11 protein-coding genes are annotated in these 14,194 nt (G+C 58.8%); 9 read left to right on the top strand and 2 right to left on the bottom strand.

Annotated elements, in window-relative coordinates; all coding sequences use genetic code 11:
* The first annotated feature begins 258 nt into the window (after positions 1-258).
* The 9 genes from GNZ13_RS22010 (at position 259) to GNZ13_RS21965 (ending at position 12,089) form a co-directional block, all read left to right on the top strand.
* Complete coding sequence (locus GNZ13_RS22010; RefSeq protein WP_172168013.1) at positions 259-1,350, top strand: acetyl-CoA hydrolase/transferase C-terminal domain-containing protein; 1,092 nt, start codon at positions 259-261, stop codon at positions 1,348-1,350.
* A gap of 24 nt (positions 1,351-1,374) precedes the next feature.
* On the top strand, positions 1,375-2,571 hold the full coding sequence (locus GNZ13_RS22005) for an acetyl-CoA C-acetyltransferase (protein WP_172168011.1): 1,197 nt from the start codon (positions 1,375-1,377) through the stop codon (positions 2,569-2,571).
* Positions 2,572-2,785: 214 nt separating this feature from the next.
* Positions 2,786-3,400 (top strand): malonic semialdehyde reductase, encoded by a 615-nt coding sequence (locus GNZ13_RS22000; protein ID WP_172168009.1) that lies wholly within the window; start codon positions 2,786-2,788, stop codon positions 3,398-3,400.
* 74 nt (positions 3,401-3,474) lie between these two features.
* Complete coding sequence (gene fahA / locus GNZ13_RS21995; protein WP_328807270.1) at positions 3,475-4,731, top strand: fumarylacetoacetase; 1,257 nt, start codon at positions 3,475-3,477, stop codon at positions 4,729-4,731.
* A gap of 167 nt (positions 4,732-4,898) precedes the next feature.
* Positions 4,899-5,699 (top strand): enoyl-CoA hydratase-related protein, encoded by an 801-nt coding sequence (locus GNZ13_RS21990; RefSeq protein ID WP_172168008.1) that lies wholly within the window; start codon positions 4,899-4,901, stop codon positions 5,697-5,699.
* Positions 5,700-5,729: 30 nt separating this feature from the next.
* The gene (locus GNZ13_RS21985) at positions 5,730-7,052 is read left to right on the top strand and encodes a TetR/AcrR family transcriptional regulator (protein ID WP_172168007.1); all 1,323 of its coding nucleotides are present in this window, start codon (positions 5,730-5,732) and stop codon (positions 7,050-7,052) included.
* Between the two features lie 396 nt (positions 7,053-7,448).
* On the top strand, positions 7,449-8,579 hold the full coding sequence (locus GNZ13_RS21980) for a serine hydrolase domain-containing protein (protein ID WP_172168006.1): 1,131 nt from the start codon (positions 7,449-7,451) through the stop codon (positions 8,577-8,579).
* 100 nt (positions 8,580-8,679) lie between these two features.
* On the top strand, positions 8,680-9,573 hold the full coding sequence (locus GNZ13_RS21975; protein ID WP_172168005.1) for a VOC family protein: 894 nt from the start codon (positions 8,680-8,682) through the stop codon (positions 9,571-9,573).
* Between the two features lie 1,310 nt (positions 9,574-10,883).
* On the top strand, positions 10,884-12,089 hold the full coding sequence (locus tag GNZ13_RS21965) for a TetR family transcriptional regulator (protein WP_172168003.1): 1,206 nt from the start codon (positions 10,884-10,886) through the stop codon (positions 12,087-12,089).
* A 20-nt stretch (positions 12,090-12,109) separates the two neighbouring features.
* Here the strand turns inward: GNZ13_RS21965 and GNZ13_RS21960 are convergent, their stop codons facing one another.
* Both GNZ13_RS21960 and GNZ13_RS21955 read right to left on the bottom strand, forming a co-directional pair.
* The gene (locus GNZ13_RS21960) at positions 12,110-12,547 is read right to left on the bottom strand and encodes a nuclear transport factor 2 family protein (RefSeq protein WP_172168002.1); all 438 of its coding nucleotides are present in this window, start codon (positions 12,545-12,547) and stop codon (positions 12,110-12,112) included.
* 81 nt (positions 12,548-12,628) lie between these two features.
* Positions 12,629-13,327, bottom strand: coding sequence for a serine hydrolase domain-containing protein (locus GNZ13_RS21955; protein WP_172168001.1), 699 nt, complete (start codon positions 13,325-13,327; stop codon positions 12,629-12,631).
* Positions 13,328-14,194: the final 867 nt, after the last annotated feature.

Below are 14,194 nucleotides of genomic sequence, written 5' to 3'. Positions count from 1 at the left end.
CGTACAGGCTCAGCCGCGATGTCCAACGGCGCGGTCAGCGCCATCATGTTTTCGCTGGCTAGTCGAGCTGGGCGGTGTAAGGTGTACGGGGCATAAGATATGGCGTGCCATCTTGACGTCCTTTTGTCGGCTTTTCGGTCTGGCCGGACCATCTATATTCCCGGCGCTACCGGAGAATCTCGAGCGCTGGCAACTGCGCTGCGGGACCAACCGGAGGTAAGCGCGGGCGTGCGCTTCGTCAGCGGCCTCGTTCCTGGCATGAACGAGACGTTGGACTATGGCGGACTCGCCCCTGACTGTACCGTGACAACCTTCATGCTGCCAGCCTGTATGCGTGACAGCTTCGCCCAGGGGCGGGTGACGCTTCTGCCACGGACGTATTGGGGCGCGGCGCGTTATCTTCAGGCGATCGCCTGCGACGTAGCTGTCGCACATGTAGCGCCGCCCAATGCAGACGGCTTGTGCTCGCTTGGCGTCGCAAGCGATTTCACGCCGCTGGTGTGGCCGAACGCGATGTTCAAGGTGCTGCTCATCAATCCAGCAATGCCGATTCTGCCGCGCGCTCGCATGCTCTCTATTGCTGATGCGGATCTGGTGGTGACGCTAGAGGGGCCGTTGGTCGAGGCGCCGGTCGCGAGGGAAACAGAAACGGCGGCCGCCATTGCGCGAACAGTCGCAGCTTTGATTCCTGACGGTGCTCACATTCAGACTGGGATCGGTAGCGCGCCAGACAGGGTCTGGACGTTTCTGCGTGATCATCGCGGACTCGTTCTACGGTCGGGTATGGCGAATGGCGGGTTGCGCGAGCTGGCCGAGGCTGGCGCGTTGGCTGACGGCGGAGCCCATCTTGCCGGCATCGCTTACGGCTCAGTCGATTTCTATAACTGGCTGCAGGACACCGATCTTGTGGAATTCGCTACGACCCTCGAAACCCACGGCTTGCCTGCACTGATCGACACACCACGATTGCACAGCATTAACTCGGCTTTGGAGGTGGACCTGTTCGGCCAGGTGAACGTCGAGTGGCAAGGGAACGCCTTGTCTAGCGGTGTTGGCGGGGGGCCGGACTTCATGCGTGCAGCGACCTTTTCGCCTGGCGGACGATCAATTATCGCGCTCCCGGCAACGGCGGAGCGGGGAATGGTGTCGCGCATCGTTGCGCGCCTCGCCCGACCCAGCGTCAGCGTGGCCCGCTCGGACATCGATACGGTCGTCACCGAACATGGCGTGGCCGAGTTGCGCGATAAGGGGATCGATGAGCGCGCGCAGGCTCTGATCACAGTCGCGGCGCCCCAGTTTCGCGCGGAATTGGAAGAGGAATGGCGCGCGCTTCGCGCGACCTTCGGTTGATATCACTAAACAGGAGACTTTCCTTTGAGACGTGCAGCCATCGTATCTCCCCTAAGAACAGCCGTGGGCGCATTCGGGGGCGCCCTGACTCCGCTGAAGATGGAGGATCTAGGCACGATTGTGCTCAAGGCGCTCGTAGAGCGGACGGGCATCGACCCCGGGCGCATCGACGACGTCATTTTTGGTCACGCCTATGGCAACGGCGAGGCGCCGGCGCTCGGGCGCTGGTGTGCGCTTAACGCGGGTTTTCCGATCAGCGTCGCCGGTATGGAAATGGAACGGCGCTGCGGCAGTGGGCTCATGGCGATAACGACGGCTGCGATGATGGTGCAAACCGGCGCGGCCGATGTCGTGATCGCGGGCGGCGCTGAATCGATGAGCAATTGCGAATTCTATTCGACAACGCAGCGCTGGGGCTCCCGCGCCGGCAGCGTCGTGCTGTACGACCGGCTGGAACGAGGCCGAGTCCGATCGCAACCCGAATGGCGCTTCGGGGTGGTCCGCAGCATGATGGAGACGGCTGACAATCTCGCGAAGGATTTTGGGATCAGCCGCGAAGCGGCGGACGAATATTCGATGCGCAGCCACCGTCGTGCCGCGGCGGCTTGGGCGGAGGGGAAGTTCTCCCACGAGTTGGTTCCAGTGCCAGTGGCGCAGCGCAAGGGCGAGCCTGTTATCTTCGATCGGGACGAAGGCATTCGCGCCGACACGAGCATGGAAGGGCTGGCCAAGCTGCGTGTGGTTCATGAGGGGGGGGTCTGCACGGCGGGTAATTCCAGCCAGCAGAACGATGCCGCATCTGCGTGCATTGTCGTCGCAGAAGATCTGCTAGACGATTTGAAGCTCGATCCGATGGCGTGGTTCGTTAGCTGGGCGGTGGCAGGCTGTGAGCCGTCTCGCATGGGTATCGGCCCAGTGCCGGCGACGGAAAAGCTATTTCGCAAAACGGGCCTATCGCTCGATGACATGGATCTCGTCGAGCTGAACGAAGCCTTTGCGTCTCAGGTGCTAGCGGTGTTGAAAGAGTGGGACTGGCACGATCCCGACAGACTTAACGTCAACGGCTCAGGAATCTCGCTCGGTCATCCGATCGGCGCGACCGGCGGCCGCATCTTGGCAACGATGCTGAATGAGCTGCAGCGGCGCCAGGGGCGCTATGCACTTGAGACGATGTGCATAGGCGGCGGGCAGGGCATCGCTGCCATCTTTGAGCGCGCCTGAGCGATGCTCTAAAAGAGTGAATCCGTCGTTCCATTTTGGCATACCTAATTGCATTGTGAAGTGACAAACGGGTATAGTAATGGCAACAAGGCGTTCTGATGCCACTAATCGAACGCTGCGAATTCGCGCGAGGGCGCCAGATTGAGAGGCGGTCGCTCAACAAACGGATCGACGGAGCGGTGTTGTGACATCTAATGAGGGGACATCCGAGCAAATGGAGAATCTGCATCGACAGGCGTCGTCGGGTCGGCTCGACGATCTGGCGCTAGACCAACTCTTTCGAACCGCGCGGACACGCAAGTCTTGGGCGCCGATTCCGGTGCCTGATGCGCTCCTAAAGGAACTCTACGAGTTGCTCAAGTTTGGCCCGACATCCGTCAATGGTTCACCGGTGCGTTTGATCTTCGTGAAAAGCGAGGATGCCAAGGCGAGACTTGCGTCCTTTCTATTGGGCACGAACCTCGAGAGCGTAATGAAGGCGCCAGTCTGCGCGATCATTGGCTACGACTTGGATTTCCCTCGCCATCTTGGTCGGCTCTTCCCCCATGCGCCGGACATCGCCGCCCATTTCCAGGATCCTGACGTGGCGCGCGATCACGCTTTTCGCAACGGATCGCTTCAGGGCGCCTATTTGATGCTGGCCGCGCGCGCGCTTGGTCTGGATGTGGGGCCGATGTCGGGATTCGATGCCGGTGGCGTCACGCGAACTTTCTTCGACGGAACCAGGATTGAAGCGAATTTTCTCTGCAATCTCGGCTACGGAACGGATGAATTGCTGTTTCCCCGTCAACCCCGGTTGGAGTTCACCGAAGCAGCAAAAATCATCTGAACGTACTTGCTTGGATAGAATCAATGAACATGACTTCGACAGATCGGACGCACGACCCAGACGCGGAGACGTGGGTGGACAGCGCCCGCGCTCATCGGGAATTCCCGATCCAGAACCTGCCACTAGGCGTCTTCAGCGTCGCCGGAGAGGAGCCGAGGATCGGATGTGCGATAGGCGATGAGATCGTGGACCTGCGTAGTCTGGCGCTGGATGGGCGACTGCCGCCTGACGTCGCCCCCCTGCTGTCCGCAGTTGAACTCAACTCTTTGTTCGGGGCGCCAGCCGCGCAGCGCCGTGCCTTGCGTCACGCGTTGTTCGACCTGCTTAGTAATCCTGAGCGACAGATGGAGGTGCAAATGCACCTTCACTCGGCCGCCCGATGCCAAATGCACGTACCTGCGCGCGTCGGTGATTTCACCGATTTCTTCGCCGGCATTCATCACGCTACAAACGGCGGAAGGCTGGTTAACCCCAATTCTCCCTTGCCGGCAAACTATAAGTTCCTCCCGATCGCTTATCACAGCCGCTCGTCCTCGATCCGCGTGTCCGGTCAACCTGTACGGCGTCCCTGCGGGCAGCGGAAACCTCCCGATTTCACTACGCCCGTCTTCGGTCCGAGCCAACGACTGGACTACGAACTCGAGTTGGGTGTCTGGATTGCTGGCGAGAACGAGCTAGGCAGCGCCGTTTCCGTCGACGACGCTTTTGGCCGGGTTGCGGGATTCTGCCTAGTCAATGACTGGTCGGCGCGCGACCTCCAGGCCTGGGAATTTCAGCCGCTTGGGCCGTTCCTGTCGAAGAGTTTCCATACCACTATTTCACCATGGGTCGTCACGGCCGAGGCGATGATCCCATTTTTGATGCCGCACAATGCGCGCACCGTCGACGATCCTGAACTCTTGCCTTATCTTGTCACGACGACGGGTGGGAGTGGAGACGCACTTTCGATCCAACTTGAGGTCTTTTTGACAACGGCGCAGATGCGGAAACAGGGGCGCCCACCCCACAGGCTCAGCGCTGGCCGGGCGAGTGACATGTATTGGACGGTCGCGCAGATGATCGCTCACCATACGGTGAATGGATGCAATTTGGTGCCCGCCGACCTTCTGGGCAGCGGAACGATCTCATCAGCGCAACCGGGGGGCGCTGGCTGTCTCTTGGAGATCAGCCAAAACGGAAAGCAGCCTCTTGAACTTCCTTCTGGGGAATCGCGGTTTTATCTTGAGGACAGCGATGAGATTCGTTTGAAAGCGACCGCCTCTGCGGAAGGTTTCCGCTCTATTGGTTTCGGCGATTGTGTAGCGATTGTAGCAAGCGGGGGAAGCGCATGATTTGGTGAGGCGTGGTGTCAGCTACGCGTCATGTGACGCACTTTCTATCACTCTCGTCGCTTGCGCCGCAGCGTGGTTTCCCTGTGTGCGGTTGGCGATATGGCGTCGGCAATCATCGTGCGCTGGGGACCTAGCGGACCTCAGCGTGACTCTCGAAGGAAGATCAAATGTCTGAAAGTCTCGTGAACTATCAATGTGTGGACGATGTGGCGATTGTTCGTCTAAACGACCCGGGTGCTCTCAACGCATTCTCTGATGCGATGTGCGAGTTGCTGATTGAAAGGTTGCTGCAGGCCGAACGCGAAGCGAGGGCGATCGTGCTAACAGGAAATGGCCGCGGCTTCTCGTCCGGCGTCAATCTCAACGTCAGCCCCGCCGACAAGCCGACGAGCGAGCGCGACGCTGGCGAGCGACTGGAACGTCTATTCAATCCGCTGATGGCGGTTATCCACAATCTCGCAGTTCCGTTCGTGACCGCGGTCAACGGTCCTGCGGCGGGCGTAGGCTGCTCGGTCGCCTTGTCCGGTGACCTCGTCGTTGCCGCGCAAAGTGCATACTTCCTTCAGGCGTTTTCCCGTATTGGCCTCGTACCCGATGGAGGCTCGGCCTATTTGCTGGCGAAATCTGCGGGGCGCGTCCGTGCAATGGAGGCGATGCTGCTCGCCGAGAAGATCAGTGCGTCTCAGGCGCTTGAGTGGGGGATCATCAATCGTGTGTCGCCCGATGGGCAGGTTCTTGACCTAGCGATGGACTTCGCCCGGCGTCTCGCCGCGGGGCCTACCCACGCATTGGGTCTGGTGCGTCGCCTCGCATGGTCGGCGCTAGAGGAAAAGTTTGTCGATCAGCTCGCCCTCGAGCGGCGCCTGCAGTGTGAGGCTGGGCGCAGTCCTGACTTCGTGGAAGGAGTCGCCGCATTCCGGGAAAAGCGCATACCCCGGTTCGGGGGTGTGATCCCCTTGGAAAAGTAGCCTCACAACGTAATCGCCACAGGAATCAAAATGGCCGAGAGTTGGCGCTTCTGCTCGAACGATTTGTCGCCGGAGGGCGGGGCTTCAGGACTGCCTAGAGAAGACGAGTCACCGCGTCGGACGCGGAGGCGCTCACTGAGCGATGAGGCGCGGGAGGCACGGCATGGGGCGATCCTCGATGAGGCGACCATAGAGTTCATGCGGGCCGGCGTTTCGAGCGCCGAACTGACGTTGATCGCGCGGCGCGTCGGCCTAACGCGAGCGGCCCTATACCACTATTGCTCGGATCGGTACGACCTCGTCCATCAATGCTATCTGCGAACATGTGAACTCATTCACTCGGACCTCCAGCGTGCCGGGGTTACGCATGGCCCGGGACTCGCGAAGGTGGCGACCTTTGTCGAGCTAATGAGCAGCCCCAGCCATCGTCCAATGGCTGTCTTCAGTGAGATCGGACTGCTCTCGGCCGAGCAGTGCCAATCTGTCATTGCCGCGCAACAGCGAAATGTGGCAGAACTGCAAACGCTGCTCACCGTTGGCGTCAAGGACGGTTCGATACGTAAGTGCAACGTCGATATCGTGGCCGAAGCCATTTTCGGCGTCTTGACCTGGGCTCCGCTTTCTAGATTGTGGTTGAACGTGTCAGATGGCACTTTGACCCAACGCATGGCTAAGGCGGTGCCTCAGATGATCATTGAGGGCATCGCGGCAGGTAAAGAGGAGCGCCCGGCGGTCCGAAAGCGACTTGCCGATGTCAAAATGCCGACGCCCACGACGCCGCGTGAGCAGAGGCTTGCAGGGCTAGCGCAGGCCGGATCGCGCCTCTTCAACGAACGAGGCATCGACGGGGTTTCGCTGGATGACGTTGCAGCCGCGGTCGGTCTCACGAAGGGAGTGATCTATCACGCCTTCAAGAGTAAGCCCGAGTTTGTCGCTTACTGTTACCACCGAACTCTTGATATCCAGGAACGAATTCTCAACGTAGTAGAGAACAGCGCCGACGGAGTTGAATACACGCGGGCGATCGTCGAGCTTCATGTGCAGCTTCAACTCTCTGATGTCCATCCTTTGTGGTTTACGACTGGTGTCGAAAATTTTCCTCCTCATCTCAGGAAGCAGCTCGTGTCTAGGATGAACACGATCTTGGACCGGACGTTGAAGCTCAATGAGCGCGGCATTGAGGACGGCAGCCTGCGGAAATTTGACATCGCCCCGGTGCGGATAGCTTCTGTTGGCGCTTTCGCCTACGTTTCGCAGTGGGGGGCCTCAGCGCGACGTCTTTCCAGCACAACCTTGGCTCGCGAAATCAGCAGTTTGCTGCTGTTCGGATTGCGCAGTTCAGAATCGAAGTAGCTTACTCTATCCAGTCACGTCAGCCCCGTCTCTTGGTGTGGGCGCGTATCCCATGGAGTCGATCAGGGACTTGAGATAGGCGTTGTCACCCGCAACTGAAAGACGACGCCCGGCCACGAGTGCTCGAACCCCTGATGCTGTTATGCGCAATGACGCCGTCGGCGACTCCGTGGCATCTTAAATGTCAACCGATCGTTCCGTTACCGCTTGGGGGACGATTCCATGTCTATCGCCTCCTGTCAAATCGCACACATCCGGGACATCAGCATGCCCAAAAAATAAAACATACGCACTTGTCAGATAAACTTTCTAAGACGTATAATATAAACAGACAGCGAGATGGATAACATACGCGCTACCTATCAAACGGAGGTGACAGTGAGGAGTTCGAACGAAATGCAGGCGGATGACGTTGTACTTTACGGTTATTGCGCGCCGAAATATGAACGACTGCGCGAGGCCTTCGCTCGGAATTTTCGAGAGATGGGTGAGGTGGGTGCCGGCTACACGGTAATAGCCGACGGCGCGTTGGTGGCCAATCTCTGGGGCGGCTGGAAAGACGCTGCGCGCCAAGCGCCCTGGAGTGCCGATACGGTGGCTTGCGTCTGGTCCGTCTCCAAGGCAGTTGCGGGCGTTTGCTTCGCGATTCTGGTCGACCGGGGCCTCATTTCCTATGGAGACAAGGTGAGCACCTATTGGCCGGAGTTTGCGGCTGAGGGCAAAGGTGATGTCACCGTCGCCATGCTGCTTGCGCACCAAAGCGGCATCACCGGCTTTGACACGCCTGCCACACTCGAGGATCTTTTTGCGGGCGAGCCCGCCGCCTGTCGGCTCGCAGCTCAGAAGCCGTTTTGGAATCCCGGTGAGCGAGCAGGCTATAGCAACGTTGTCGGCATTCTTGCTGACGCTCTGTTCAGACGGGTCGAGGGCCGCTCGATCAAACAATTTGTGGCCGATGAGCTCAAGGCCAAGTTGGGGTTGGAAATTTCCGTTGGGCTTCCGCATGCCGACCGGTCTCGTGCGGCGGACCTTATCGAATCCAAAAAATTGGATGTGACGAAAACCGTGAAGGTCACTAGTGAGGCGCAGCGAGCGCTGATCAATCCTGTCGTCGACGTGCCGTTGCAGGCGACACCCGAATTTCAGGCTTCGGAGTTCTTTGCCGCCAATTGTTTCGCCAACGCACGAAGTCTGGCGAGTATGTGCGCCCTGTTGCTTGATGCAGGTCATGACGGCCCCCGGCTTGTGAAGCCAGACGTCATCGCTGAAGCTACGAAGTTACGGTTTGACGGGATCGACGAAGTGCGCCAGATGCGGCGGAGTTGGTCCGCCGGGTTTCTCACCAACCACGTCGGCGATTTTGGGCCGAACACGGCCGCGTTCGGCCATGGTGGCTGGGGGGGGGCCTTTTGCTACGCTGACCCGGTTGCCGGCGTCGCCGTCGGTTACGTCATGAATCACATGAGCGACCAGATGGAACGCAATCCGCGTCGCATCAATCTCGTCAAAGCGGTTTACGACATCTGACGCGGTGCGGCGCGGAGAAGTGGAGCTGCAAATCTTTATCTGCCGCGTGCCATAACCCTAAGGCAAGTGCACGATGGCTCACGTGAGGAGGAGAAGGCTGATGGCCAGAAAGGATTATGGTGTCACCGAGCTTGGTTATCTTGGCATCGGTGTGAGCGATCTTGCAGCTTGGCGGCATTATGCGACGAACGTTCTGGGTGTTGACTGGATCGATGAGCCGGGTGGGGCGCGGTTGCGGATGGACTATTGGCATTATCGCATCCGCGTGCATGAAGACCCATCCGACGACATTCTTTATGCGGGCTTTCGCGTAGCCGGCCCCGAAGAGTTGCAGGCGTCGATCAATCGTCTCGAGGAGTTGGGCATCGCTTTCGAACGTGCGACGGCGTCCGAAGCCGAGCAGCGCTGCGTGCTCGATTATGTGCGAGTAAAGGACCCCGCCGGTCTTCCTATAGAGATTTTTCACGGACCACTCGTCGATACACATCAGCCGTATCGGCCCGGCCGCGGCATGCATGGCAAATTCAGGACCGGCGCTCTCGGTCTCGGCCACATGATCGTGCGGAACATTGACGTAGAAGCCTCTTACCGCTTTTATCGCGACTTAATGGATCTGCGCGGCAATGTGGAGATGCGCTTCGGGGTGGGGGAAAGGCGTTTTGAATTGACATTCATGGCCGCCGAAGGGGGGCGAGACCATATGGTGGCGTTTGGTGCAGGCAATACGCCCAAGCGGATTCATCACCTTATGATCGAAGTCGAAGAGCAGAACGACGTTGGTCTTACCTATGACATTGTCCGGAAAGAGAAAATACCGATCCTGAACGATATCGGGCGCCATATCGATGACAACATGTTCTCCTTCTACATGAGTACTCCGTCAGGATGGTTCTGCGAGTATGGTGCGGAGGGCTCTTCGCCAACCTATCAATCTGAGTATCATACTGTCGGCGACTATTGGGGCCACATGTTTGCGACCGACTTTGTAGAGTGAACAAGGAGGCTCGCACCTGACGTCCCCGTGGGCGCCGACTTACCTACGGGGACGCAGTTGTTGATCAGCCTGTGATCATCGCATTTGCCGAGGCCATGGGCCGGGACGTCTCTCAACCGACTGGCGAAGATGGATGCGCTCGGTGCTTTGGTGTGCGGCGCCATCGTCACGGCGGGTGGGACTTTATCGGTTTGTCACCGTCCCAAACATGACTCGGTCAATGTCGATTGTATGCGTCACGCCGCAGTTGCAGCGTGAGATCTGTACGTCTTAGGCTGATGAGCCGCCAGCGTCTACGTGTCGACGACTTCGATCTCGTCGAGATAAACGAGGCCTTAGCGAGCCAGGTTATCGCCTGTGTTACTAAATTGAGCCTTCACGAGTCGAATCGGCCTGCGCCGTAGAGTCCGACGATCGCGTCGGGCAGTTTCTCGAAGTCCTCGACGACATCGTGACCGCCTTCAGCCGACCCTGAAGCATAAGACGTCGGAGATCATCCTCGGCCTCGAGTTGTTCATGATAGAAAGCATCAACGATCCATGCCTCGGACTTGATCTTCCGCTGCCGCAGAACCTCCTCGATCCCCTCCGTGATGCCTACCATCCAGCGTAGGGTAGTGCTCGGTCCCATGGTTGGCCCGCCAGCTAAATCGACGGGCAGCAGTGGCGCGGAATGAGAGCATGCAGTCGTGCGTGTTCAGCAGATTCACCGCGGTCATGGCCACGCGACCGCCGACGCCGTCCGAAAACACGCGATGCTCTCTGGAAACGCTCACTGCAGTCGCGCGGGGCAGATCGTTGGCCGTGCCGTCGACACAATCGTCGATCCTCAGCTCCTCGACTACCCAGCAACAGCGCTCAACTCCGCCGGCGAAGCCGACAACCTATCGCCTCGGCCAGTTGGGCCACGACCGAGCCCAATGAGCCGCCGGTCCCTGGCCTTCTCCCAGCGTAGGCTCAGGCGGCGCCTCGCGCAGTTCAAGGTGATCGCGTTCGAGCGAACTGGGTAGCGATTTTTTAGAATTCCCACTCGTGAAGGGTTTGGGTCAATGCGGCCCGTTTGGGGACGAATGGATGCGGTATGATGCCTCTCCGGTGCTGGCATTTGATCCGGAGCAGCTAGTGTCAAGCGTGTAATGGTAAACTAGAAACCTAGTCGTCAATTACAATGTCGCTTATGTATGCATTCTGGCCCCAATTCCCAGTTATCAATAGTCACCCCGGTGTAGCAGGTTCCACGCAAATTTCCCGTTCCGGATTCCATATGCTTGGCGACTCCGTCGCCAATGAGAGGTCGTGATGCGCTCACTGATGGCTGAAGCGCGCGCGGCGCGTCACATTGCGGTTATCGACGAGGCGACACTGGAATTTACCCGCGACGGTGTAGCTGGCGCGAGCCTGAGTTCGATCGCCAAGCGGGTGGGCCTGACGCGCGCAGCGCTCTACAACTACTGCACGGATCGACAGGACCTCGTATTCCAGTGCTATAGGCGCGCCTGCTCGCTCACCCAGAGTGACCTGCTGCGGGCTTACGAGACGCCGGTTAGTGGGGCCGAGCGACTCGGCATGTTCCTCAAGCTCTCGGTCGATCTCGATCACTACCCCGTGGCTGTCCTGAGCGAGATCGCGGTACTCGATGACGAACAGCAAGCCACCGTTCGCAAGGACCGGGCGCAGAACGTCGAGCTCCTGAAGACCTTGTTGCGCGAAGGCCAAGAGGACGGCTCGATCAGGGACTGCGATCTGGAGGTCGTCTGTCAGGCGATCTTCGGCGTATTGTCATGGGCGCCGCTGATTCGGATTTGGTTGAAGAAGTCCGAACAGGAGTTCGCCGCCAGAATGGCTGCGGCGATCCCGGACATGGTCATGAACGGTGTGGTGCCACTAGGCAACCGGTTTCCGAGCACCCATCGCCGGATTGCGGAAATCCTGGGCGATACGCCACGGACTGAGCGCGAGCAGCGAATGGAGGAGTTTGCTCGGACTGGATCCAAGCTCTTCAATCGTCGCGGCATAGCGGGTGTTTCCTTTGACGAAATTGCGTTGGAAATGGGCATGACGAAGGGGGCGCTTTACCATCATTTCGAGAGCAAACCGGAGTTTGTCTCATTTTGTTGCGCGCGCGCATTCGACATTTACGAGCGCGTCATGGATGCGGCCGAGGCCTGCGAGACAGGCCTTGAAGCGACAATGACGGCGATCGAACTCGACGTCGAGGCACAACTCAGTGACATCTATCCGCTATGGCTTACGACGGGCCTTGGAGCCTTTCCGGCGAAGACGCGGGCCAAGCTTGCGAAGCGAAATGAACGTCTGGCCGCACGATCTTTTGAGCTTGCCCGTCGAGGGATCGCAGACGGCAGCCTGCGTCCCTTCGATCTCGAACCGGTAAAGCTGGCCGCGCCGGGGAGTTTTACCTATCTTTCGACGTGGCTGCCTCCCGCAAATGAACGGCGTGCGGCGCAAATTGCTCAGGAAGTCAGTCGCTTCCTGCTCCTAGGTCTTCGGCGGCGCTGATCGATGTGCTCAGCAATGCTCTACCAACTCGGCTTCTCACGCCTCCAGTAAAAGCGAGCTTTGTCGGCGCCAGCGTAGTCCGGATCGAGGTAGACGAACATCCGTTCGATCAAGCCCTCTCTGTCGAAATCGAAAATACTGCTGAACCTGCCACCGGGGGTGTCGCCACCTTTCCACGCGGTGCCCTCGCTGGTGGTCCCACGGGTTGCGCCTTCGACGACGACATGCCGGTCCGCTTCGATGAAACTGAACGAGTCGTGGCAATGGCCAACCTTGTTGCCGCTGGCGATCATTCCCGCCGCAAGCTCCCCGAATTCCGCTAGACCGCGTCCGACGCCGAACTTAGGGAAGTAGAATTCGAAGTCGGACGTAAAGAGTTGATGCGGAAAGCGGCCCTCATCGATCTCCTGAAAATAGACCCTCACGATGTCAATTCTGCTCTTCGGCGATTGGGGCATACATCCTCCTGGGGATATGGTGGCGCCGATCATCGAGGATGCCGGCTGTCGGCCACCTTGATAACGGCATCGGTTGCAAAGTCACTTGGCAGGGACGCCAGATAGAGAAGGGCTCAGTCTAATTGCAGCGGGCGGCCCATGGCTTTGCGTGGGAAGCGATAGGTGAACTCGCCCGTGCACTCGATCATCGTATCCATCATCTCCAAATGGAAAGCATCCAGATGCAATCGCGTTGACGTTGATGGTATACCGTGACCATTGCACCGCGAGCGTCATGCCGTAACAACTCGATACGGTGCCGGGCATCGACTGACGTGGCTGTTGCGCAAGCCATTCGGAGACAGCCGTGCCGTAGAGAAGCTCGTCAACGCTTGCCGGCTCGATGAAGCCGCTGAGCCCGGCCTCGTGTGACAGCAGCATGTCGATGGTGATCTCTTTCTTGCCGGATGGGGCAAACTCGGGCCAGTACTCGCACACGTTGTTCTCGCAAGACGAGAGTCTGCGATAGATAACCACGGCGAACCAGGTGCCGAGGATTCCATTGGTCGAGGACCGGATGGTAACGATCGTGTCTGGCGTCCAAGTCCGCGTACGCGCGGGATCGACCCGACCGGCCCATAGATCTGCGACCATTTCCCCGCTCACGATCAGCGCGATTCCGACTTGATTTCTGTGGTTCTTGGCAAATTTCTTACGAAAGGATCGCGAAGGAGTGCGAACACCGGCGAAGTGGCAATCGATCCTGTTGTCATCTTGTGCTCCGAATAACGTGCCAAGCATCCTTTTGCTCGGTAACTCCCATCGCTCTACGCGCTTTTGTCCGGGTATTTTGAGCGGTCGATGCATGCAGGTTCGCCATGGCGTCCCAAAAGGGCACCGCACTAGTACCCTCAGCGTAGGTAGGAGTAGAACATACCACAATGGCGTTAAAAAAAACATCGAGGTATGTTCTATGAGTGAGCCTCGCATGCTGGAAGTAAGGCGCATGTGAAGACGGCAACGATGGACCTGGATGCAGTCTGGCGGAGAAGCGGTTTCAAGGCCGGGCGCGGGAATTCCTGCGCGGAGAAGTGCCGGTGCGATTTGCGAGCAAGGTAGCTGACGAACTGCGGTTGTCGCGGGAGTACATGGCGTCGTGGCATCACATCCTTAGGCGGCAGGGCGGACTGGATACCAAATTATGGCGGAATCGGTCGGTCTGTTGTGCGGCCCTTCATATTCGACAACGAGTCGGCCCTTGTCTTTGGGGGGGCGAATCGTTCTCTACAGAATTGAGGTGCTTCGGACCCGTGCTCACTAGGTGCGGATCCGCAGCACAACGCAGGCATCGGCTGCCGCGCGTGCTCGACGATCGCGACTGGTAGACGTAGGGCTTTTCCAGACGCACTACCGGTTCGGGCTTCCCTGTAATTGGGGCGCGCGCAGTGCGTGATGGCAAAAGGTTCATTGTCAATGGCCAGAAGGCATGGATCATGCCTAGCCCAGCACTCCAACATGATTTTCTGCCTTATGCGGACGACAGGAAGGTACGGAACGTACTTCCTTGCGACTCGCCGACATGCGCGCAGAGCGTACCAATCTGGTTTGGGCGGCTACTCGGTTGAGACGCCTGAGCGTTTCAAGTCGCAGGCCTCGGCAGCAGCGGCC

Source organism: Paraburkholderia elongata (assembly GCF_013177735.1).
Lineage (GTDB): Bacteria > Pseudomonadota > Gammaproteobacteria > Burkholderiales > Burkholderiaceae > Paraburkholderia > Paraburkholderia elongata.
The sequence above is the reverse complement of the archived record's forward strand: the minus strand, read 5'-3'. Positions and strand labels throughout refer to the sequence as shown.